This is a genomic window from Paraburkholderia sp. BR13439, assembly GCF_040948805.1.
Lineage (GTDB): Bacteria > Pseudomonadota > Gammaproteobacteria > Burkholderiales > Burkholderiaceae > Paraburkholderia > Paraburkholderia youngii.
The window spans coordinates 249,621-272,541 of sequence record NZ_JBFPKN010000013.1 but is presented as its reverse complement, the minus strand read 5'-3'; the positions used below and the strand labels follow the sequence as shown (position 1 = coordinate 272,541).

Annotated in this window: 19 protein-coding genes and 1 pseudogene; 9 read left to right on the top strand and 11 right to left on the bottom strand. The window is 64.9% G+C overall.

Features of this window, described 5'->3' with window-relative positions; translation table 11 throughout:
* Positions 1-184: 184 nt before the first annotated feature.
* Positions 185-2,542, top strand: coding sequence for a UvrD-helicase domain-containing protein (locus AB3X96_RS25350; RefSeq protein ID WP_368591866.1), 2,358 nt, complete (start codon positions 185-187; stop codon positions 2,540-2,542).
* Positions 2,539-3,333 carry a 5'-methylthioadenosine/adenosylhomocysteine nucleosidase gene (locus AB3X96_RS25345; protein ID WP_368591865.1) on the top strand — a complete coding sequence of 265 codons (795 nt, stop codon included), beginning with the start codon at positions 2,539-2,541 and terminating at the stop codon, positions 3,331-3,333. The genes AB3X96_RS25350 and AB3X96_RS25345 overlap by 4 nt, the downstream gene beginning before the upstream one ends.
* Positions 3,334-3,345: 12 nt before the next feature.
* On the opposite strand, the gene AB3X96_RS25340 is transcribed toward AB3X96_RS25345, so the two are convergent.
* Complete coding sequence (locus AB3X96_RS25340; protein ID WP_368591864.1) at positions 3,346-5,250, bottom strand: propionate--CoA ligase; 1,905 nt, start codon at positions 5,248-5,250, stop codon at positions 3,346-3,348.
* 328 nt (positions 5,251-5,578) lie between these two features.
* On the opposite strand from AB3X96_RS25340, the gene AB3X96_RS25335 reads away from it, so the two are divergent.
* Positions 5,579-6,001, top strand: a complete 423-nt coding sequence (locus tag AB3X96_RS25335; protein WP_368591863.1) for a tlde1 domain-containing protein — start codon at positions 5,579-5,581, stop codon at positions 5,999-6,001.
* Between the two features lies 1 nt (position 6,002).
* Positions 6,003-6,245: a hypothetical protein gene (locus AB3X96_RS25330; protein WP_254906013.1), complete on the top strand. Its 243-nt coding sequence runs from the start codon at positions 6,003-6,005 to the stop codon at positions 6,243-6,245.
* A gap of 628 nt (positions 6,246-6,873) precedes the next feature.
* Here the strand turns inward: AB3X96_RS25330 and AB3X96_RS25325 are convergent.
* Complete coding sequence (locus AB3X96_RS25325) at positions 6,874-8,139, bottom strand: MFS transporter (protein WP_368591874.1); 1,266 nt, start codon at positions 8,137-8,139, stop codon at positions 6,874-6,876.
* Positions 8,140-8,619: 480 nt separating this feature from the next.
* On the opposite strand from AB3X96_RS25325, the gene AB3X96_RS25320 reads away from it, so the two are divergent.
* Complete coding sequence (locus AB3X96_RS25320) at positions 8,620-10,221, top strand: methyl-accepting chemotaxis protein (protein ID WP_368591862.1); 1,602 nt, start codon at positions 8,620-8,622, stop codon at positions 10,219-10,221.
* Here AB3X96_RS25320 and AB3X96_RS25315 read toward each other — a convergent pair.
* Positions 10,176-10,494 (bottom strand): annotated as a pseudogene (locus tag AB3X96_RS25315) (efflux transporter periplasmic adaptor subunit); the annotation flags it as partial. The gene AB3X96_RS25320 and the pseudogene AB3X96_RS25315 overlap by 46 nt on opposite strands.
* Positions 10,495-10,607: 113 nt before the next feature.
* Between AB3X96_RS25315 and AB3X96_RS25310 the strand changes: the two are divergent.
* A complete protein-coding gene (locus tag AB3X96_RS25310; protein WP_368591861.1) occupies positions 10,608-11,924 on the top strand; it encodes a hypothetical protein in 1,317 nt (438 codons plus the stop codon).
* A gap of 14 nt (positions 11,925-11,938) precedes the next feature.
* Positions 11,939-12,760 (top strand): ankyrin repeat domain-containing protein, encoded by an 822-nt coding sequence (locus AB3X96_RS25305; protein ID WP_368591860.1) that lies wholly within the window; start codon positions 11,939-11,941, stop codon positions 12,758-12,760.
* 116 nt (positions 12,761-12,876) lie between these two features.
* Here AB3X96_RS25305 and AB3X96_RS25300 read toward each other — a convergent pair whose 3' ends face one another.
* From AB3X96_RS25300 to AB3X96_RS25285, 4 genes are read right to left on the bottom strand one after another with little or no spacing between them, the layout of a single operon-like run.
* The gene (locus tag AB3X96_RS25300) at positions 12,877-13,776 is read right to left on the bottom strand and encodes an efflux RND transporter periplasmic adaptor subunit (RefSeq protein WP_368591859.1); all 900 of its coding nucleotides are present in this window, start codon (positions 13,774-13,776) and stop codon (positions 12,877-12,879) included.
* 13 nt (positions 13,777-13,789) lie between these two features.
* Positions 13,790-13,990, bottom strand: a complete 201-nt coding sequence (locus AB3X96_RS25295) for a DUF1656 domain-containing protein (protein ID WP_368591858.1) — start codon at positions 13,988-13,990, stop codon at positions 13,790-13,792.
* Complete coding sequence (locus AB3X96_RS25290; protein WP_368591857.1) at positions 13,980-16,199, bottom strand: FUSC family protein; 2,220 nt, start codon at positions 16,197-16,199, stop codon at positions 13,980-13,982. The genes AB3X96_RS25295 and AB3X96_RS25290 overlap by 11 nt, the downstream gene beginning before the upstream one ends.
* A gap of 8 nt (positions 16,200-16,207) precedes the next feature.
* Positions 16,208-17,833: an efflux transporter outer membrane subunit gene (locus AB3X96_RS25285; protein WP_368591856.1), complete on the bottom strand. Its 1,626-nt coding sequence runs from the start codon at positions 17,831-17,833 to the stop codon at positions 16,208-16,210.
* A 210-nt stretch (positions 17,834-18,043) separates the two neighbouring features.
* Between AB3X96_RS25285 and AB3X96_RS25280 the strand changes: the two genes are divergently transcribed.
* Both AB3X96_RS25280 and AB3X96_RS25275 read left to right on the top strand, forming a co-directional pair.
* Positions 18,044-18,982: a LysR family transcriptional regulator gene (locus AB3X96_RS25280; RefSeq protein ID WP_176108063.1), complete on the top strand. Its 939-nt coding sequence runs from the start codon at positions 18,044-18,046 to the stop codon at positions 18,980-18,982.
* A gap of 198 nt (positions 18,983-19,180) precedes the next feature.
* Positions 19,181-19,333, top strand: coding sequence for a hypothetical protein (locus tag AB3X96_RS25275; RefSeq protein ID WP_013089940.1), 153 nt, complete (start codon positions 19,181-19,183; stop codon positions 19,331-19,333).
* A gap of 19 nt (positions 19,334-19,352) precedes the next feature.
* Here the strand turns inward: AB3X96_RS25275 and AB3X96_RS25270 are convergent, their stop codons facing one another.
* From AB3X96_RS25270 to wrbA, 4 genes are read right to left on the bottom strand one after another with little or no spacing between them, the layout of a single operon-like run.
* Positions 19,353-20,159: a metallophosphoesterase gene (locus AB3X96_RS25270; protein WP_368591855.1), complete on the bottom strand. Its 807-nt coding sequence runs from the start codon at positions 20,157-20,159 to the stop codon at positions 19,353-19,355.
* A 52-nt stretch (positions 20,160-20,211) separates the two neighbouring features.
* Positions 20,212-21,630 carry an FAD-binding oxidoreductase gene (locus AB3X96_RS25265; RefSeq protein WP_368591854.1) on the bottom strand — a complete coding sequence of 473 codons (1,419 nt, stop codon included), beginning with the start codon at positions 21,628-21,630 and terminating at the stop codon, positions 20,212-20,214.
* Between the two features lie 32 nt (positions 21,631-21,662).
* Positions 21,663-22,193, bottom strand: a complete 531-nt coding sequence (locus tag AB3X96_RS25260) for a DUF2069 domain-containing protein (RefSeq protein ID WP_368591853.1) — start codon at positions 22,191-22,193, stop codon at positions 21,663-21,665.
* A gap of 10 nt (positions 22,194-22,203) precedes the next feature.
* Complete coding sequence (wrbA, locus tag AB3X96_RS25255) at positions 22,204-22,806, bottom strand: NAD(P)H:quinone oxidoreductase (RefSeq protein WP_176108068.1); 603 nt, start codon at positions 22,804-22,806, stop codon at positions 22,204-22,206.
* Positions 22,807-22,921 lie beyond the last annotated feature (115 nt).

The window sequence follows — 22,921 nt, the reverse complement described above, 5'->3', positions numbered from 1 at the left end:
TTGAGCTGTCTTCTTTGCCTACTTTCTTTGCAGCAGCAAAGAAAGTAGGTGCCGCCCCGCACAGGGGCAACGCTAATAGACCGATAACACAACAAGGAAAGGCCAAAGAAGCCAGAACAACGACAAAAAAGCGCCGCCCCCGCCGGGGCATATAATGTCCCCCGAACTGCGCTCCGCGAAAAAAATGCCTGACCTCCTCTCCAATCTAAACCCCGAACAACACGCCGCCGTAACGCTCCCGAACGAGCCCGCCCTGATCCTGGCGGGCGCCGGCAGCGGCAAAACCCGCGTCCTGATCACCCGCATCGCGTGGCTGATCCAGCAAGGCCTCGCGTCCCCCGCGACCGTCCTCGCGGTGACCTTCACCAACAAAGCCGCCCGCGAAATGATGGCGCGCCTCTCGGCGCTCTTGCCGATCGACACGCGCGGCATGTGGATCGGCACGTTCCACGGCCTGTGCAACCGGATGCTGCGCGCGCATCACCGCGACGCCGGGCTGCCCGCCACGTTCCAGATTCTCGACACCGCAGACCAACTGTCGGCGATCAAGCGTCTGTTGAAGGGCCTCAACATCGACGACGAAAAGTACCCGGCGAAAAATCTCCAGTACTTCATCAACAACGCGAAAGAGCAGGGCCTGCGCCCCAAAGACGTCGACGCCACCGACAACTTCAACCGCAAGTTCGTCGAGCTCTACGAAGCCTACGATCAGCAATGCCAGCGCGAAGGCGTGGTCGACTTTCCCGAACTGCTGCTGCGCTGCTACGAACTGCTCGCGCACAATCCGCCGCTGCGCGCGCATTACCAGGCGCGCTTCAGGCACATCCTGGTGGACGAGTTTCAGGACACCAACAAGCTGCAATACGCGTGGCTCAAGCTGCTCGCGGGTCAGCAAAACGCGATCTTCGCGGTTGGTGACGACGACCAGTCGATCTACGCGTTCCGCGGCGCGAACGTCGGCAACATGCGCGACTTCGAGCACGAGTTCAACGTGCGCAATCTGATCAAGCTCGAACAGAACTACCGCTCGCACGGCCATATTCTCGATGCCGCGAATCAGCTGATCGCGAACAACTCGCGCCGCCTCGGCAAGAATCTGCGCACGGACGCCGGCCACGGCGAACCGGTGCGCGTCTATGAATCGGCGACCGATTCGCAGGAGGCCGGCTGGATCGTCGAAGAGATCCGCGCGCTGATCAACACCGGTCTGTCGCGCAGCGAAATCGCCGTGCTCTACCGCAGCAACGCGCAGTCGCGCACGATCGAGCACACGCTCGTCAACGCGGGCATCGCGTACCGCGTGTACGGCGGCCTGCGCTTTTTCGAGCGTCAGGAAGTCAAGCACGCGCTCGCGTACCTTCGCCTGATCGACAACCCCAACGACGACACCGCGTTCGGCCGCGTCGTCAATTTCCCGACCCGCGGCATCGGCGCGCGTTCGATCGAACAGCTCGCCGACGCGGCGCGTCTGTACAACTGCTCGATGGCCGCGGCGATTCCGTACGTCGCGGGCAAGGCGGGCTCGAGCCTCGCCGCGTTCGCGAACCTGGTCGGCAAGATGCGCGCCGACACGCAGCAGATGAGCCTGCCGGAGACCGTCGAGTACGTGGTCCGCGCGAGCGGTCTCGCCGACTTCTATCAGAACGAGCGCGAAGGCCAGGAGCGGCTCGAGAACTTGCAGGAACTCGTCAACGCGGCCGCCGCGTTCGTCAGCGAGGAAGGCTACGGGCTCGATACGCCCGCGCGTTCGATCCCGCTGCGCCCAGGCGCCAGCGCCGCGCCCGAACTCGCGGTCGCGACCGACGATCCGAACACGGTGGTCCTCGACGCCCCGGGCATCGCCGATCCCGCGCAAAACCCCGACACGATGACGCCGCTCGCGGGCTTCCTGTCGCACGCATCGCTCGAAGCGGGCGACAACCAGGCGCAGGCCGGCCAGGAAGCGGTGCAGCTGATGACGGTGCACGCGGCAAAGGGGCTCGAATTCACCGCGGTGTTCATCACCGGTCTCGAAGAAGGGCTGTTCCCGCACGAGAACAGCGCGATGGAGGCGGACGGCCTCGAAGAAGAGCGGCGTCTCATGTATGTCGCGATCACGCGCGCGAAGGAGCGGCTGTATCTGTCGTTCGCGCAGAGCCGGATGCTGCACGGTCAGACCCGCTACAACATCCGCTCGCGTTTCTTCGACGAATTGCCGCAGGAAACGCTGAAGTGGCTCACGCCGAAGGTCGAGGCGGGCTCGCGCTGGGGCGGTCGCTCGGACAACGCCGGCTACGGGCGCGACTGGTTTGCACGGCCGGGCTACGGCGGCGGTTCGGCGGCGGCGGTGACCTCGGCGCCGGCACCCGCCTTCGCGAACGAGCAGCGCGCGGCCGAAACGGGCTTTCGCGTCGGCCAGCAGGTGTTCCACACGAAGTTCGGCGAAGGCACGATCACCGCACTCGAAGGCAACGGCACCGACGCGAAAGCGCAGGTCCGCTTCAAACGGCACGGCGAAAAGTGGCTGGCGCTGGCGGTAGCTAAATTGCAGGCGGTCGAATGAGCAAGCCCTTGAACGTCAGCCACGGTGCACGGCGTCCCCTCGGCATTCTGGCCGCGTTGCCGCAGGAACTCGGTGACCTGATCGAAGCGATGCGCGCCGAGTCCGGCGTGCGCACGGTCAAGTACGGCCAGCGTGACTACCACGTCGGCACCGTGCACGGCACGCCGTGTGTCGTCACGCTCGCGCGCGTCGGCAAGGTCGCGGCGGCCGCGACGGTCAGCGCGCTGATTCACGCGTTCGATGTCGATGCCGTCGTGTTCACCGGTGTCGCGGGAGGGGTCGGGGTCGATGTGCATGTCGGCGATATCGTCGTCGCGAGCACGCTGATGCAGCACGATGTCGATGCGTCGCCGCTGTTTCCGCGCTTCGAGGTGCCGCTGCTCGGCATGTCGCGCTTCGCCGCCGATACAGCACTCGCCGATCGTCTCATGCTCGCATGCGAGCAGTTCGTCGCCGAAGAGGGCGCGGCATGCGCGGCCCGGTTCGGCACGCGCGAGCCGCGTGTGCATCGCGGCTTGATCGTCAGCGGCGATCAGTTCGTCGCGAGCGCGGCGGCCGTCGCGGCGCTGCGCAACGCGCTGCCCGACGCGCTCGCGGTCGAGATGGAGGGCGCGGCGATCGCGCAAGTCTGCTACGAGTACGGCGTGCTGTGCGCGGTCGTGCGCACGATCTCCGATACCGCCGACGACCACGCGCCCGGATCGTTCATGTCGTTTCTGACCGGCATCGCGGGCACGTATTCGAACGCGATCCTCGCGCGCTTTCTGGGCACGCGCCACGCCGCGGGCTGAGCGCCCGCTGGTTTATTTCTTCGTGCCGTCGCCGAGCGCGTCGCGCACCTGCTGTAGCGCGGCCGGATCTTCGATCGTTGGCAGATCGCCCGGCTCGCGTCCCTCGGCGAGCGCCGCGATAGCGCGGCGCAATAGCTTGCCGGAGCGCGTCTTCGGCAGCATCGATACCATCACCACGCGTGCGGGCCGCGCAATCGAACCGAGATGGCGGTCGACCGTCATCGTCAGCTCGGCCGCCAGCCGCGCTCGCTCGCTCGGGTCGCCTTCACTTTGCGCGCCGCGCAGCACGACGAAGGCCATCGCCGCCTGACCCTTGACCGGATCGGTCACGCCGACCACCGCGACTTCCGCGACGGCCGCGTGGCTCGACAGCGCCTCCTCGATCTCGCGCGTGCCGAGCCGATGGCCCGCGACGTTGATCACATCGTCGGTGCGGCCGAGGATCGTCACATAGCCGTCTTCGTCCTGCACGCCCCAGTCGAACGTCGAATAGACCTGCTGGTTCGGCACGCTCGACCAGTAGGTGCCGACGAAGCGCTTGTCGTCGCCCCACACCGTCGACATGCAGCCCGGCGGCAGCGGATAGTCGAGCGTCAGCACGCCTTTCTCGCCGGGCGCACAGGGCTCGCCGGTCAACTCGTCGCGCACGGTCAGGCTATAGCCGACCGACGGCACGCCCGGCGAGCCGAACTTGGTCGGCAGTACCTCGATGCCACGCGGAATCGCGAGCATCGGCCAGCCGGTTTCGGTCTGCCAGTAGTTGTCTATCACCGGCTTGTTCAGCGCGCTCGAGATCCATTCGGCGGTCGGTTCGTCGAGCGGTTCGCCGGCGAGAAACAGCGTGCGCAGGCTCGACAGATCGGCTGCCTTCATCAGCGCCGGGTCCTGCTTCTTCAGCACGCGTATCGCGGTCGGCGCGGTGAACATCAGGTTGATCTTGTGCTGTTCGACGAGGCGCCACCAGATGCCGCCGTCCGGGCGAATCGGCGTGCCTTCGTACATCACGGTGGTCAGCCCCGCGATCAGCGGCGCGTACACGATGTAGCTGTGGCCGACCACCCAGCCGACGTCGGACGCGGTGAACATTGTGTCGCCGGACTTGCCCTCGAAGATGTATTCCATCGATGCCGCGAGCGCGACCGCATAGCCGCCGACATCGCGCTGCACGCCCTTCGGCTTGCCGGTCGTGCCCGACGTGTATAGCACGTACGACGGCTCGTTCGATTCGAGCCATTCGCACGGCACGTGGGCGTCGAAGAACTGTTCGCGCAGCGGCTCGTAGGCGACGAGGTAGGGCGCATTCAGGCGCTCGGGCGCGAGCTGCCGGTCGATCAGCAGCACGTGCGGCGTCTTGTGCTTCGCGCGCGACAGCGCTTCGTCGACGAGCGGCGTGTAGTCGACCACTTTGCCGCCGCGCGCGCCGGCGTCGGCGGTCACGATCAGCACCGGCTTGGCGTCGTCGATACGCGCGGCGAGGTTCGGCGCCGCGAAGCCGCCGAACACGACCGAGTGGATCGCGCCGAGCCGCGCGCAGGCGAGCATCGCGAACAGCGCCTCGGGGATCATCGGCAGATAGATCAGCACGACGTCGCCGCGCTTCGCGCCCAGCGAACGCATGACCGCGGCCATGCGGTTGATTTCGGCGTACAGCTCGGCGTAAGTGTACTGGCGCTCGATGCCGGTTTCGGTCGATACGTAGACCAGCGCGTTTTGCTGTGCGCGCTCGGCCAGATGGCGGTCGACCGCGTTATGACAGAGGTTCGTGCGGCCGCCGACGAACCAGCGCGCGAATGGCGGCTTCGAGCGGTCGAGCACGGTGCCGAATGGCGTGTGCCAGTGAATCCGCTGGGCTTCTTCGCGCCAGAAGGCTTCGGGGTGTTCGATCGAGCGGCGGTGGAAATCGCGGTAGCGGGTCATCGGCGGCGATCCTCGTGCGGCGGGAGTGGACGGGGGTATGAAACGGCCGTGCAATTTGCGCGCCCGGCGCGGCGCGGGTTATCCGCACAAGCATAGCTACGGGCGGGAGGGTGAGCAAGCTGGTTCGCCGCAAGGGCGAAGAGCAACAGGAAAAAATCGTTGTTCCTCAGATTCATCCGTCGCCCATATCCAGGTTTCTCGATGCCAGGTAGGGTGGAGACGGCCAACGTGGCACATCGCTTTTACCCCAAACATGGAGGTTTGCTTGCCCAATCGATACGCTTCCGAGCGTGGTAGTCCGCGTGTTCCGGCCTGCGCGAGGTCTCAGGTGTTTCTACGCTTTGATGGTCGTTTTTTGATCATGAGTGGTCAGGTTTCCCGCAACTATGCGGCAGTGTCCGGCAGAACGGATAGCAGGGGCAAATCCGATTATTCGTCGATGCGTCAGCGCGAAGAGGGTGTGGGTCCGATTCCGCCCGGTCAATACTGGATTGATCCTTCGCAGATGTGGGAGAACCATTGGTACAACCTTGCTCCGCGTGCCGCATGGGGCGATCATCGGATCACGATTCATGTCTATCCGGGAACTCAGACATTTGGACGCGGAGGGTTCTTTATTCACGGTGGCACGCATGCGGGGAGCGCGGGTTGTGTCAACCTGCATGCTGGGATGGAAACTTTCGTGCGCGACCTGAAGGAGGCGGGGACGCCGTCGCCGCATTGCTACATTCCACTAACGGTCAGGTACTGACATGCGGAAAACCAGATTTGTCCGTGTTTTCGCTGGCGTAGTTTTACTTTCCATTGCAGTTGCTGTCGTCGCGTTCAACGTGGTCAACCTTAACGAAGCGTATGGAAACGGCGAGCCCTACTATTCGCGTACGACGAACATGGACAAGTGGACTGATCCTTTGCCAGTGCTGGGCGTCGTCGACGGTGTTGCGGTTGTCGTAGTTGCCGTGGGTTTTTTTACGTGGAGACGGATGCGGGTCTAAGGCGCGGGTGGTCTTCTTTGCGGTGTTGGCCTTTGCTTGCTGGCTTGTCGGTCTATTGGCGTTGCCCCTGTGCGGGGCGGCACCTACTTTCTTTGCTGCTGCAAAGAAGGTAGGCAAAGAAGACAGCTCAAACCGCTAACTCTTAAGCGGGTCCCTCGGTCCGCGTGAGGTAGTGGTGCATCTGGAATCCGTGCCCCCGCACACTCGACGGCAGTGACAAAGCCGTCATCCATCCCACTCCGCACTTCGTGCGTCGCGGACGGGTCTGCCTGGGGAACCGGCGGGCTTGCCCGCGCAGCGGGAGCCCTCGGCTGCGCCTCGGCGAGGCGCCGAAACAACGAGGGGTTTTGGAGCGGGGATTCGGCGCGCGGAGCGCCGCCGGAAGAATGACTGCCGTGTCACGAACGCGGAATGTGCGGGAGCACGGATTCCAGATGCACCACTACCTCACGCGGACCGAGGGACCCGCTTAAGAGTTAGCGGTTTGAGCTGTCTTCTTTGCCTACTTTCTTTGCAGCAGCAAAGAAAGTAGGTGCCGCCCCGCACAGGGGCAACGCTAATAGACCGATAACAAAGCAAGGAAAGGCCAACACCCTGTGAAGAACGAAAGGCCCATCCCACAGCGATATCACCCCTTCACCCGCTTCTCTTCAACATCCGGCAACAAAACAGTGAGCACCCCAATCAACGGCAAAAACGAACAAACCTTATAAACAAACCCAATACTGGTAGCGTCAGCCAACTGCCCAAGCACCGCGGCGCCAACGCCGCCCAACCCAAACGCAAAACCAAAGAACAACCCGGCAACCATTCCCACCTTCCCAGGAATCAATTCCTGCGCATAAACAAGAATCGCCGAGAACGCGGAAGCGAGCACCACCCCGATCACAACAGTCAGCACCCCGGTCCAGAACAGACTCGCATACGGCAGCAGCAGCGTGAAAGGCGCGACGCCAAGAATCGACACCCAGATCACATATTTACGCCCGATCCTGTCGCCGATCGGCCCGCCGATCACCGTCCCCGCCGCGACCGCCGCGAGGAACACGAACAGATGAATCTGCGCGGCCTGCACCGACAGATGGAACTTGTCGATCAGATAGAACGTGAAATAGCTGTTGATGCTCGCGAGGTAGAAGTACTTGGAGAACACCAGCAGCACCAGCACGCTCATCGCGAGGATGATCTTGTTACGCGGCAGCGCCGCCTGCGCCGCGTGGCCACGCGCCTTCCTGACCGACGGATGCCGCTTGTACCAGCGGCCGATCTGCGTGAGCACGACGATCGCCACGAGCGCCGCCGCCGAGAACCACGCAATGCTGCGCTGGCCATGCGGAATCACGATCAGCGCGGCAAGCAGCGGCCCGAGCGACGAACCCGCATTGCCGCCGACCTGGAACAGCGACTGCGCGAGACCGTGACGGCCGCCCGACGCCATCCGCGCGACCCGCGACGACTCCGGATGAAACACCGACGACCCGCAGCCGACCAGCGCCGCGGCGACCAGCAGCACGCTGAAGTTCGGCGCAACCGACATCAGCAGCAGACCAGCAAGCGTGAAGCCCATGCCGACCGGCAGCGAGTACGGCTTCGGATGCTTGTCGGTATAGCTGCCGACGAGCGGTTGCAGCAGCGACGCGGTGATCTGGTAGGTCAGCGTGATCAGACCGATCTGCCCGAACGACAACGAAAAGTTGTCCTTGAACATCGGGTAGATGGCGAGGATCAGCGACTGGATCATGTCGTTGAGCAGGTGCGAAAAGCTGATTGCACCAAGCACGGAATACACGGTGCGCTGCACCTTGGCGGCCGCCGGCACGGCGGCGGCCGGGGACGCGCTCGCCCCCGTGGCGGATGCGCCGGCGAGGGCGCTTTTATCGAGGCTGGTTTCCATACGCGAGTAGAAGAAAATCAGGCAAATGTGAGAGAAAAAATCGGCGCTGGAACCGGTGCGGCAGCGCGCTTCGTAGGCGCGTTCCGCAAACCGCTGCGTCATTTGGTCGCGGCAACCGGCGTTTTGACTATTCAGCCGAAGTTTAATGTGGCCGGAGCGAATTGTAAGGACAAGTTTTGTCGCGAATCGGACATGGGGCCGGATGACTTCGCTTTCGCTGGCGAATGGCGAATCGTCTGCTCTGCGCTGTCGAGGCATTTGTGGCGGGTTTTTGTCTGCGGTATAAAGCGCTCGCGAATGCGCGGCTCACGAAGCGGCGCGTCGAACATGGGACCGGGAACGGCCGGCGGCGCGCGATCCGTCGCCGTCTGATCGCGCGACATTCAAGATCGCGCGGCAGGCTGCCGTAGACCCGGGAGAGACAAGCGGGGACGCCGGAACCGACCTTTCCGGCGCGTCGACACGTGGGGATTGGGGATTATGGAAGCAGTGGCACACAGCGCGGCGGCAACGAAGTTCAACGGCCTGTCGGTAAAGGCGACGCTGCGGATCGCGTTCGCGATCCTGCTCGCCGGCACACTGCTGATCGGCGTGTTTTCGCTGCTGCAGATCGGCCGGCTGAACGCGTCCGCGCAATCGATCTACGACCAGGGCCACGTCGCGAGCCGCGCCGCCGAGGAAGCGCGCGGCCACATGCTGCGCGCGAGCCGCGCGCAAAAAATGCTACTGACTGCAACCACCGCGAAGGAGCGCGACGAACTCGGCGCCGACATCGAGCGCGGCCTCGCCGGTCTGAACGAACAACTGCGCACGCTGCAGCAGTACGTCGATCCGTCCGACGCGAGGGCGGTCGCCGCGCAGAAGGCGTTCGCCGCGGCGATCGGGACCTGGAGCACCCATCTGCGCGACTTCGTCACGCTCGTGAAAGCGCAGCCGCTCGATCTGTCGCAGATGAACTGGCAGGTCGGCACGCAGGACGTGTCGCTGCTCGTCGAAACCGGCAAGCTCGAAAAGCTCGTCGACGAACTGGTCACCCAGCGCGGCACCGCCGCGAAGGCGACGATCGACGCGTCCGGCTTCATCTACCAGTCGTCGTTCGTGATGATCGCGGTGATGACGCTCGCACTGATCGTGCTCGCGTTCGGCATCGCGGCGTGGGTCGTGCGGCGGCTCACCGCGCAGCTCGGCGGCGAGCCCGCGTACGCGAAGGAAATCGCGCGCCGCATCGCCGCGGGCGATCTGTCGAACCGCATCGCGCTCGGCGGCAAGGACCGTTCGAGCATGCTGTTCGCGCTGTCCGATATGCAAAGCGGACTCGCGACGACGGTCGCCGACATCGCGTCGAGCGCCGATGCGATCGCGACCGCGTCCGGACAGATTTCGATGGGCAACCTGGACCTGTCGCAACGCACCGAGCAGCAGGCGCTCGCGCTGGAGCGCACCGCGAGCAGCATGGAACAGCTGACGTCGACGGTGCGTCAGAACGCCGACAACGCGAAGCAGGCGAGCACACTCGCGAACAACGCGTCGGAGATCGCCGAGCAGGGCGGCGCGGTCGTGAGCCGCGTGGTCGCGACGATGAACGACATCAACGACAGCGCGCACAGCATCGGCGACATCATCGGCGTGATCGAGGGAATCGCATTCCAGACCAACATCCTCGCGCTGAACGCGGCCGTCGAGGCGGCGCGCGCGGGCGAGGAGGGGCGCGGCTTTTCGGTGGTGGCGGCGGAAGTGCGCAATCTCGCCCAACGGAGTGCTGCGGCCGCGAAGGAGATCAAGGGCTTGATCCAGACGTCGGTCGAGCGCGTCGGCAACGGCTCGACGCTGGCCGCGGACGCCGGTCAGACGATGGACGAAGTCGTCAAGGCCGTGAAGCGCGTGACCGACATCATCGGCGAGATTTCGGCGGCGTCGTCCGAGCAGAGCGCCGGTATCGAGGCGATCAATCTCGCGGTCACGCAGATGGACGCGGGCACGCAGCAGAACGCCGCGCTGGTGGAGGAGGCCACCGCCGCGGCCCGCTCGCTCGACGATCAGGCGCGCGGGCTGAAGGCGATGGTGGGGCAGTTCCGGCTGTAAATAGCTGCGCGGTGGGAGCTGGGGGCCGCTCGCGGCCGTACTGCCACCATGCAGGTCGTGCCCGCCGCCAGCATCAGATCGGCCGGCATCGAGTCGATCTTCACGCGCACCGGCACGCGCTGCGCGAGGCGCTTCGGCCGGATCGCTGACGCGCACGAGCGGCAGCCTGGCTTCCTCGAAATAGCCATACACCCAGAACGAGTGACTATCGACGATCGCGAGCTTCGCGGCGCCTGCGGTCGCATAGTCGCAGCGGAACACCGCGAGGTTCGTCGAAAGCTGAGAACATTTTGGGCGGTCGCCCATGTACGGACTGCCTGTCGCACGGTAATTATCTGACTGCTGCCAACCCCGGCAGCGACTTCAGATAGACCAACGACACACCTATGTCCCTGTCCGTATTTGAGATGCACTCCGTGGAGCTGTTCTGCCAGCGGCCACCGGGTGCCTGTTATGTCATCTGCGACGAATGGCGCTATAAAGCGTGCCTCGGCAAGGCCGCAGACCGTCAGAAGGCCAAGGCGGAGACCCGGGAATTTCTTGAGATTGCCGAACTGAATCACAGGAAGTGGGAGGAGGACCGGGAACTGGTCAGGCGGATCCAGAAGAGTGGCTGGCTGTTTTTCCATAGCGCGCGGCACCGTAACCCTGACACCGATGGCTGGTGGGTCATCGTTGCTCTTCTCGAAGAGGTTCGCCGGGGCAAACTGCTTGCCATTCGAGGTCCGCGTAATGGCCTGTTTCCGTCACCTTACCGCAGCACGCCGTTAAGAAATCCCGTAGCGAGGACCGGCAGTCATCCGGACGGCGAACCCATTCGGTCCGTCAAGTATGATCCGGCCACCTGGCAAGCCCAGTTAGCCGCTGCGCGCGCAGCCAGGGCGACATCGCCACACATCGAGATACCACAGGCACTGACCAAGGCGCAGCGGTGGCAGACGCGCAAGGCGCTGATTGCGACGGGCAATGCGGCCATGTCCGGGCGCGTGCGGGCGGCGGCTGAACGGCTCGCGCGCAACAATGTCGCGGTGGAGAAGGCCAGACTCTCCGATCATGTCTACGAGCCGTCCGGGCCGGTGCCGGAAGGGTGGGCGAACCGCAGCGGGGATAGGGAGTTTCTAGATCGGTATGGCTTGAAGCCAAAAGACCTGAAGATCAAGGGCTCGGACTTCAGGGCGCAGCTATACGAACCGGATGCGGCGGTCTTCGGTAACGATATGAAGCCCGCCCTCGCGTTCAAGGGAACCGAAATGACGAGTCTGGCCGACTGGTCGAACAACCTCAGCCAGAGCATGGATATGGAATCGCCCTATTACAACAGAGCCGTCAATATAGGTAAGAATTTAGCCTTCTCAACAGAACCTATCGACATCACAGGTCACTCGCTGGGCGGTGGCCTGTGTTCGGCTGCATCCGTCGCCAGCGGCAAGGAATGCTGGAGCTTCAACGCCGCCGGTCTGCACCCGAAGACGGTCGAACACTACGGCGGCCAGGTCACGCCATCGAACATCAATGCCTACCATGTGAACGGCGACATTCTGACCGTCGCACAGACCTGGACTCCGCTGCCCGGTGCAGCCGGTACTCCCTATCTCCTTCCCGGCAGCGGCTCGCCCGTGTCGCGGCACTTCATCACGCAGGCAATTGACGGCATTGAGCAGCAGAAGGCGGAGGACATCACCGTACTTGAAACACTGTCATAACGAGGCTGAAAGCGATGAAAAGACTCAGCCGAATCCTTATCCTGCCGGTGCTGTTACTGGCGCTATCCCCTGTGGTTCATGCAATGAAAAAATTTCCCGCCACTGATTTTTTTAGCGGCCCGCAACTCGAACTGGCGCAGGCCATCGAACGCGGCGACATGGAGCAGGTCCGGCGACTGGCACCAAAGACGGATCTGAACACGCCCGGACGCAAGAACATGACGATGCTGTTTTTTGCGTTCCAGGAGGCATTGCAGCGCGACCCGCATCGGCTCGCGGTTGCGTCGGAGGTGGTGAAGGCCGGAGCCGATCCCTTGCAGGAAGTGCCGGATTTTGGTGACCCACTCGGAGTCATGCTCAACAGCTCTCACCCGGAATTCCTGCATGCCATGCTGGACGGCGGTGTTGATCCAAATTTGATTTCAGAAGGCACCCCGATAATTTTTGATGTTGCAAAGGAGTCGACATCCGCCTCACTCAAGCTGCTGGTGGAGCGTGGCGCGGATCTGAACCGGCGCGATTCGTTGCGTAATTCAGTGCTATTTGAAGCATTAATGAACAATGCACTCGACCAGATCGACTACCTTCTCGATCACGGCGCGAACCCGTCCACTTACAACATCAACGGCGTATCGTTCCCATTCGCGCTTTCTCATGACATCAACAGAAACGCCCCCGCGCCTGATTCACCGGCCTACAGGAAGCTGGTCGAAATCCGGGATCGCATCATCAGGATGGGCGTGAAATGGCCTCCCGAGACTCCGGAACAGATAAGAGCACGTTGGGGAGCCAATCCTCCGCGCCGGCTCGATGACAGCAAGCTTCCGCTGCCTTGAGGCAGCTTCACGCTGGCGAGAGGGTAGGATTCTTTAAACCGCCTCGCACACGACAAGGCGGATAGGGCTGAAGGCGATGATGAGGCAGTTCCGCCTATAAGAAAGCGGCGCCGGCGTCAGCTCGCATTGGTCGACGGTGAGTGGGAGCCCGAACCCGTCCCCGGCCGCACGACCACCGTGCAGGTCGTGCCCGCCGCCAGCATCACATCGGCCGGCACCGAGTCGATCTTCACGCGCACCGGCACGCGCTGCGCGAGGCGCACCCAGTTGAAGGTCGGATTCACGTCCGCGAGCAGTTCGTGGCTTTGCGGATTGTCGCGGTCGTAGATGCCGCGCGAGATGCTCTCCACGTGGCCTTGCAGCGTGCCGCCGCTCATCAGCCGCACTTCGGCCAGATCGCCGATGCGCACGTGCGGCAGCTTGGTTTCCTCGAAGTAGCCATACACCCAGAACGAGTGACTATCGACGATCGCGAGCTTCGCGGTGCCGGCCGTCGCATAGTCGCCGCGGAACACCGAGAGGTTCGTCACGTAGCCGTCAACCGGCGACACGACGCGCGTGCGCTCGAGGTTCAGCTTCGCGGCGTCGAGCGCGGCGAGTGCCTGCTGATAGGCGGCATCGGCGGCGGACGCGGTATGCGTCGCGTTTTCGCGGGCCTCCTTCGACACCACCTGCGAATCCATGTCGGCACGCCGTTGCGCGTCGTCGCGCTTCATCTGCAATTCGGCCTTGCGCGCGGCCACCGCGGCCTGCGCCTGCTCGACAGCGATCTGATAGTGCGACGGATCGATCTGCATCAGCAGGTCGCCCTTCTTCACGAACTGGTTGTCCTTGACCGGCAGATCGACGATCGCGCCCGACACGTCCGGCGCGACGTTGACGATTTCGGCGCGTACGCGGCCGTCGCGCGTCCACGGTTCGTCCATGTAATGGACCCACAGCACGCGGCCAATCAGGATCGCGACGATGAAAATGACGGCTGTCGCGATGAAGCCCACAAGATTTCGGATGGTCATGTTTCGACTCTGATCAACGATAAGCGGCGAGGCCGAGAAGGCCGCACACGGACACGAGCAAGCTCGCCCGGAACAGGGAGGGATGCCACACCACGCGATAGAGGCCCGTACAGGCGATCACGCGATCGAGTAGCCAGGTCAGCGCGGCGCCCGCGATGAACAGCAGCAGAATGGCCGGCACGTAGGCATCGAGCACGGCGATATCACGCGGCATGAGAAGCTCCTTCTTCTTCTGAGATGTCCGCCCGCGCGCCGATCGCCGAGGCGAGCGGCGACTGCGGATCGAGCAGCGCGGTAAGAATGAAATGCAGTTGACTGAGAATGCGCAGCAGTTGATGGCGTTCTTCGCGCGATGGCGTGAAGCCGGCCATCAGTTGCTGCACTTGTTCGATCGCATCGGCGGTCGCCGCGAGCGCACGCGCGAAGTGCTGTTCCCGCGGCCGCTCGAACAGCGCCGCGAGCGCATCGCGCAGCGAGCGCAGTGCGACGCGCCACGGCGCCGCCTTGTGGTAGCGCGCCTCGTTGGGCAGCGTCGCGATTTCGCGGCGCAGGTCGATCACCGCGTTGCCGACCTCCAGCACCGAAAACAGCCAGCGCAGCGTGTCGCGCTTCGTTTCGGGCTCGTTCTGCGACAGCGAGTTGATCTGGAACATCAGATCGCGCGCGCCGCTCTCGAAGCGCGAGCGCACGCGCGCAAGACTCGCGCGGCCAGCCAGCACCACCTGGCGGCGCAGGTCGACGAGCAGGCGGTTGCGCAGCCACGGCGTGGACGGCGGCAGCAGCACCGCGAAAGCGATCGACGCCACCAGCATCGACAGCACCAGCGCGAGCGCGTCGTTCATGAACGAGCTCGGGTCGTAGTGAATCACGTTGTCGGGGCCGGCGAGGAAGCAGAAGAAGATGCAATAGCCGACGCCGTAGCCCGCGAGCTTCGCACGCGTGGTCATGAACACGCCGAGCAGCAGGAACGGCGTGAGCGCGACGCACAGCATCACGAAGCCGTCGATGTGCGGATACACGCCGAACACCGCGGTCATGCCCATCAGCGTCGCGAGCACCGTGCCACCGGCCATCTGGAAGGCGGTGCGCTTCGGGTCCGGCGACGACGACGCGAGCGCGCACACGGCCGCCGCGTCCAGCGTCAGCGTCGAGCCGCTCGGCCACGCGGTCGCGATCCAGAACGCGCCGAGCACCAGCATCACGATGGCCGCGCGCAGGCCCGCGACGCCAGCGGCGATCGCGTTGGTTTTCGGTTCGTAGCGCTCGATCCAGCGTTCGCGCGCGTGCGTGTCGACCGCGAGCGACGCGTAGGTCGCCGCGTACGCGTGCAGGTCGTCGATGAAGCGGTACAGTAGTTCGGCGCCCGTGTCGAAATCGAGCAACGGCGCGTCGGGATGCGTTTCGAGCTCGTCGCGCGTCGCGCGCACGCGTTTCGGCAATTCGCTCCTGTAGGTGTCGAGCTGCGCCGCGGCGTGCGCGGCGTCGACCGCGCTCAGCACCGGCTCGCCCGACTTCGCGAGCAACGGCGCGATCTCCTTGAAGTACGGCTCGAGCGCGTCGATCGCAATCGACGCGCCGTGGGTGCCGTTCTCGCGCAGACGGTTCATCAGCTGATGCAGCGCGTGAAAGCGCGTCGACGCGGTCATGAACTCGCTGTTCAGACGCGCGAGGCGTCCGCCGCGCATCCGCGAATCGGGACCTTCGAACATGGCGATGCTGCGCGCGGCCTCGAAGCCGACGATGTCGGCGACGAAGCGCGCATTGGTCGCCTCGATCTGCGCGCGGTCGTTGCGGCCGGCCAGCGACGCCGACACGTATTCGACGAAGGCCGAGAAGCGCGCGCGCACGGTGCTGCGCATCTGCTGGCCGGCGAATTGCGGAAACACGAGGCCGCTTACCGCGCCCGCGCAGATGATGCCGATCACGACTTCGGCGACCCGTGTGAGCGCGCTGAGAAACGCGCCGTCCGGATGCTGCCACGCGGGGATGCCGATCAGCGCGGCTGTGTAGCCGGCCAGCACGAAGCCGTACGAACGGAAGTTGCGATTGCGCGCGGCGCCGGCGGTGCAGATGCCGACCCAGATCGCGGTCGTAATCAGAAACAGCTCCGGCTGCTGCGCGAACAGGCCGATCAGCGCGAGCATCACGACCAGACCGACCAGCGTGCCGCAGATCCGGTAGAAGCTCTTCGCGAACACGGCGCCGCTTTGCGGCTGCATCACGATGAACACGGTGGTCATCGCGGTGCGCGGCTGCGGCAGATCGAGTTTCATCGCGATGCCGAGCGCGAGGAAACACGCGGCGAGCGATTTGAACAGGTACATCCACACGAGGCCGTCGGTGCGCGCCCACTGGGCGGCGGCTTCGTAGAGCGCGGGGAACGACGCGGGGCGCGCGGTCGACGGGGAGGGCGACGAGGACATGGCCTTTCTTACTCGGACGCGGGCGCGTTCGGGGCGCGCGAGGCGGTGGTGGCGGTGGTGACTGCGTTCGTGCTGGCGTTGGCGTTCGCATCCGCCTTCGCCTTCGCCGTGCCGTTATCCGCCGAGCCGCGCTTGCCTTCGTTGCTGCCCTTGCCATGCGCCGGCAACGTTTCGTTATCCCGCGGACCGTTGGCCGGATCGTCGAGACCGCCGCCGAGCGCCGTCATCAGCGACGCATGCGCGCCAAGACGCTCGGCCTGCACCTTGGCGACGCCTTCCTGCGCACGCAGCAACTGGTTTTGCGCGACCAGCACGTTCAGATAGTCGGTCAAGCCGCGCCGGAAGCCCTCGCGCGACAGATCGTAGTTCCTGCGCGCGGCAGCGACCGAGCGGTCGGCGTCGTCGGCCTGGGTGGTCAGCGAACGGATGCGGATCACCTGGTCGGAAATGTCCTTCAGCGCGGTGACGATCGACTGGTTGTAGCGCTCGACCGCTTCGTCGTAGCCCGCCGACGCGGCGCCGAGCTGCGAGCGCAGCCGGCCGCCGTCGAAGATCGGCAGCGTCAGCGCGGGGCCCACGCTCCAGCTATGCGACGGACTCTTCAGGAACTGGAACAGCGGCCCCATCGCCGCATAACCGCCGATCGACGCGAGCAGGTTGATGTCCGGATAGAACCCGGCCTTGGCGACGTCGATGCCGCGCGCCTGTGCGGCGACCGTCCAGCGCGCCGCGACCACGTCGGGGCGGTGGCCGATCAGATCCGCGGGCAGCGCGGCCGGCAAACCGGCGGGCGCGGCGAGCGACAACGTCGGGCGCTGGATCGCGTCGCCGGCGCCTGGACCCTTGCCCGCGAGCGCGGCCAACTGATTGCGTCCGAGCGCGATCTTTTCCTGGATCGCGTCGATCTGGCGCTCGTACTCGGGCATCGGCGTTTCGGCCTGGCTCACTTCGAGCTGCGTGCCGATGCCGCCCTTCAGGCGCCGGTTCGCGAGGTCGACGATTTGCTGCTGTTGTTGCAGCGTGGCCTTCGCGATATCGAGCAGCGCGTAGTTCAGCGACATTTCGATATAGGTGCGCACGACGTTCGCTTGCAGCTCGAGCTGCGCGGCGCGCGCGTCGGCGGCGCTCGCGTGTGCGAGGTCGAGCGCGCGCTCGGCGGCGTTCTTGTCTTTGCCCCAAAAGTCGAGGTGATAGGAGAGGCCGAGCGTGCCGGTGTTGTTCCACGACTGCTCGCCAGCTAGCGGCCCCGGCCCGTAGAACACGTTGTCGGGCCACTGCTCGCGCTGGATCGACAGGCTGCCGTTGACTTGCGGCGCGAGCGCCGCGCGCGCGACACCGGCCATCGACGCCGCCTCGCGCACGCGCGCCTGGGCGACCGCGAGACTCGGATTGCCGCCCTGTGCGTCCGCGATCCACCGGTTCAGCTGCGGATCGTCATAGGCGCGCCACCAGTCGGCGGCGGGCCACTGCGCATCGGCGTTGGCGGCGCGAATCGCGTTGCCGGCGTCGAGCGATGAAGGATTGATCGTGCGCGTTTGCGGCGCCACGCCCCCGGGACTTGCGCATCCGGCGATTGTTAATAGGATCGTAAGAACCGAGGCTGCGGCGATCCCTTTGTGTACCGGAGACTGCACGATTTCCTCCAAATTTGACTATAGAACCTTGTGCGCAATTATATTTTTCGATCAATTGCGGAATAACCGGTAAAGATGCAAGGCATTTTTACGAGACATGAGATAATGGCCATTGCTGATCGTGTAACAATCGCTGCCGATTTTTCGCAAATGTGCTGCATGGGATCGGAGCAAGGGCTAGAGCGCCAACTCCGGTCGACAGAGGAAGGTATGGACACGCTTCAAAACATGCGCGTATTCGTCCGCGTCGTCGAAGCGGGCAGCTTCACGGGCGCCGCGCAACATCTGAATACGACGACGGCCTACGCGTCGCGCGCGGTTTCCGATCTGGAAGCGCATCTGCGCACGCGGCTGTTGAACCGGACCACGCGCCGCATCGCGCTGACCGAAGCGGGCGAGCGCTATCTGCAGCGCTGCGAGCAGATCCTCGCGTACGTGGATCAGGCGGAGGCCGAGGCGAGCGACGCGCACGCGCGCCCGTCCGGCAAGCTGAAGGTTCACGCGATGACGAGCTTCGGCCAGCACTACGTGGTGCCGGCCGTGAGCCGTTACCAGCAGCGCTACCCGGACGTGCATGTCGAACTGACGCTCGCGCAGCGCATGCCGGATCTGCTCGACGAAGGCTTCGACGTGTCGCTGACGCTCGCCACCGTCCTGCCGGACTCGGGGCTCGTGTCGCAGCGCATTGGCAGCGCGTTCAGCATTGCGTGCGCGTCGCCTGCGTATCTCGAGCGGCGCGGCGTGCCGCAAACACCCGCGGACCTCGCGCAGCACACCTGCCTGCAGATGGTGACGCCGGTGTACCCGCCCGACAAATGGACCTTCGACGGCCCGAACGGCGAGGAAGTCGTGTCGCTCGGCTCGGCGACGTTCCAGGTGAACGTGGCCGAGGCGATGGTCGTGGCTGTCGCCCAGGGCATGGGCATCGCGCTGATTCCGATCTACTCGGCGATTAGTGGTTTGCGCAGCGGTGAACTGGTGTGGCTGCTGCCCGAGTACACGTCGCAGCAGATGAATCTGTATGCGCTGTATCCGTCGCGGCAGTATCTCGATGCGAAGATCCGCACATGGGTCGAATTCCTGCGCGACGAGTTGCCCTCGACGCTGGCGGCGGATCAGGAAGAATTGCGGCAGTTCGCGCGAACCTGAACGTTCTGCTCGTCAAGCGTTGACGTTCGAAGGGCGCGCGACATGACAGCCTGTTACACACGCGCCGCGTCGCAACATTTCTTTACTTCTGCCGCGCAGTCGATTTGTTAACGTGTCGTTCACGCGTCGCCGCTCTGGCCGGACGCGCTGGATTCGCCGCCGTTCGGCACCTCGCAACCACTGAAGGACGACACATCCATGGATACGCACCTGATGATCGGCTTGGCCGTCATGTTCGGATTGATCGGCGTCGCCGCGTCGCGCGATTTGCTGCGCCGCATGCGTGTACAGCAGCCGCGGCTCGTGCCGGTCGAAGTCGAGTCACAGGATGCGCCGCGGCGAGAGCGGTGAGCGGGCCCGCTAGAACCAGCTAGATCTCGACGACCTTGTCCCACGCAAACAGCGGGTTTTCCCACTCGCGCGTGCGCCGGTCGAAATAGCCGCGCGGATTGCACACCACACGCGTGCCGTCCACCACATAGTCGAACGATGTATGCGTGTGGCCGTGAATCCACAACGCGACAGGCGCGCGCACGAGCTCCGGCAGGTGATTGACGAAGCCCGCCGACACGCGGTCCTCGGCAAAGCGCTCGGCGAGACTCAGCCGATGCGGTGCATGGTGCGTGACCACGATCGTTTGGCCGGCGAATGGTTTGGTCAGCTCGCTTTCGAGCCACGCGCGCGCATGCTGGTGCAGCGCGAGCGAATCGGCCGGCGTGAAGTCGCGCGCGGCATCGCGAGGGTCGTGCGGCCAGTTCATCTCGATCAGCCCGCGATAATCGAGCATGACGCGCCGCGCGGCGACGATCGATTCCTCGATTGCTTCGGGCGTCGCGCCGTACAGCGCAAAGTCTGTCCACAACGTCGTGCCGAGCACGCGCCAGCGTCCCTGGCTATCGACGAGCGTGGCGTTGTTCAGCACGTGCACGTTATCGACCTGTGCGGCCGCGTCGAGCGTCGCGCTCTCCAGCGCGCCGAACTCGCCGTCGTAATACTCGTGATTGCCCGGTACGTAGACGACCGGCACCGTGTCGTCGAACGCCTGCGCGGCCCAGCGCGGGCCGGCCGCGTGGTTGTGAATGTCGCCCGCCAGCACGACCAGATCCGCCTGCGCATGCGGGATCAGTTCAGGCTCGTCGTTTTCCAGATGCAGATCGGACAGCACGCGAATCTTCACGGACGCGACTCCTGCGAAACGCCGCCGCGCCGGATCGCGGTGGCTTCAAACATTAGCGTAGCACCTTGCCCGGATTCATCAGGTTCAGCGGATCGAGCGCCTGCTTGATCGCGCGCATCATCCGCACCTCGACGTCCTGTTTGTAGTGCGCGGCTTCGTCGATCTTCAGCTGGCCAAGTCCGTGTTCCGCGCTGATGCTGCCGCGGTGCCCATTCACGCTGTCGTAGACGATCCGGTTGATCGGGCTCTGGTACTGGCGCAGAAACGCCTTCGCATCGACGCCCTCGGGCGCCTGCACGTTGTAGTGCAGATTGCCGTCGCCGAGATGGCCGAACGTGACCATGCGCGCGCCCGGCGCGGCTTGCGCGATCGCGGCATCGGTCGCTTCGATGAAGTGGCCGATGCGTGAGATCGGCACCGCGATGTCGTGCTTGATGTTCAGGCCTTCCTCGGCCTGCGCGAGCGGAATGTGCTCGCGCAGATTCCAGAACGCGCGCGACTGCGCGAGGTTTTCCGCGACCACGGCGTCTTCGACGAGACCCTGTTCGAGCGCGGTTTCCATCAGCCCCTCGAACAGCCTGCGCGCGTGCTCTTCGCTTTCGCTGTCCGACAGTTCGAGCAGCACGATTTGCGCATGCGGTTCGGCGAACGGATAACGCATCTGTTCGAAATGCCGGCCAACGAGGCGCAGGCAGAAATCCGACATCAGTTCGAAGCCGGTCAGGAGCGGCCCGGCGACGCGTTGCGTGAGCGCGAGAAAATCGAGCGCCGCATGCGGCGATGCGAGCGCGGCGAGCGCGGTCACGCGCGCGGCCGGCTGCGGATGCAGCTTCATCACCGCGGCGGTGATCAGGCCGAGCGTGCCTTCCGCGCCGATGAACAGGTCGCGTAGATCGTAGCCGGTGTTGTCCTTGCGCAGCCCGCGCAGGCCGTCCCACAGGTCGCCTTGCGGCGTCACCACTTCGAGGCCGAGGCACAGCTCGCGCGTGGTGCCATAGCGCAGCACGCCGGTGCCGCCCGCGTTGGTCGACAGATTGCCGCCGATCGTGCAGCTGCCTTCGGCGGCGAGGCTCAGCGCAAACAGACGCCCGGCCGCTTCGGCGTGCTTCTGCACGTCGGCGAGGATCACGCCGGCTTCGACGGTGATCGTGTTGTTGTGCGGATCGATGTCGCGCACGCGATTCAGGCGACGCAGGCTGATGACCGCCTGCGCGCCGCTGGCGTCAGGTGTCGCGCCGCCTGCGAGGCCGGTGTTGCCGCCCTGCGGCACCAGCGCGACGCGATGTTCGACCGCGAGCCTGACGAGCGCGGCGGCTTGCGCGGACGTGGCCGGGCACAGCACCGCGCAGGCCGCGCCGGTGTAGCGGCGGCGCCAGTCGGTCAGAAAGGGAGCGGTGTCGTGCAGATCGGTCAGGACGTGAGCCGCGCCGATGGCGTCGCAGCAGGCGGCGAGAAAAGCGGTGTGTTTCATGTGGATCGGTTGACGGTTTTGAGGCTTGGACGTCAGCGGGGCGGGGTTGGTTCGCCGGTGGTTTGCTTTGCAGCCTGCTTTGCGGCTTGCTTCGCGGCTCGTTTCGCGGCTCGTTTCGCCGCGCGCTTGAACGGCCCGACATACGCGAGCGCGCAGGCGAAGAAGACCACGGCGAGCGCCGCTTGCAGCCAGCCGAGCCGCGCGCCCAAGCCATGATCGCTCCAGCCGCGCACGACGCCTTCGGCGAAATACAGCAGGATCAGCATCGACGCCCATTGCATCGTATAGAGCCGACGTCGCCACACGCCGGGCAACGCGGAGAGCAACGGCAACGCCTTCAGCACGAGCAGCGAGCCGCCAGGCCGCAATGGCGCGAGCCACCATTCCCATGCGACCGCCAGCACGATCATCGCGACCAGTGTGAAAGCGGCGACGAGCGCGGCGGCCGCTTTGGGCTGCACGGGTACGATGGTTGTGGTTGCCGACGTGCTTGCGAATTCCGCGCCGCAGGCGTCCCGACGGGCGTCGTCGCGTTCGGTTGGTTGCGGATGCGGGTCGTTCACGGCTTTGCGCTCACGGCCGTTCGGACATCGACGCCGCCGTGCGCGCAACGCGCGCACCCAGCGCAATGGCCAGCGTCCGTTCGTCGGCGGAGATGCCATGGCCGGCCGTGCCCGCGCGCGCGAAATGCGACGCGCCGTACGGCGTACCACCGGTTTGCGTGGTGGTCAGCGTGCTCTCCGTGTACGGAATGCCGACGATCAGCATGCCGTGATGGAGCAGCGGCAGCATCATCGACAGCAGCGTGGATTCCTGGCCGCCGTGCAGGCTGCCGGTCGACGTGAACACGCAGGCCGGCTTGCCCGACAGCGCGCCGGATAGCCACTGCGGCGTGGTGCCGTCGAGAAAGTATTTGAGCGCGGCCGCCATGTTGCCGAAGCGGGTCGGTGAGCCGAGCGCGAGGCCCGCGCATTCTTCGAGGTCACGCAGCTCGACGTACGGGGGTCCTTCGGCGGGGATGTCCGGCTCGCTCGCCTCGCAGACCGTGGAAACCGCCGGTACGGTGCGCACGCGCGCCTGCATGCCGGGGACGCTGTCGACGCCGTGCGCGATCGCCAGCGCGAGCTCGCGCGTGGCGCCGTGACGGCTGTAATAAAGCACGAGAATGTCTTTCATAGGCCTCATCATTGAACGGGTATTATAGGGGTTCGGTCCGTTGCACAGGCCATTCATAGCCGTTCGGCCAGGAGGTTCGGCCAAACGCCGCAAGGGATTCCCGCAGTCCCGTTCT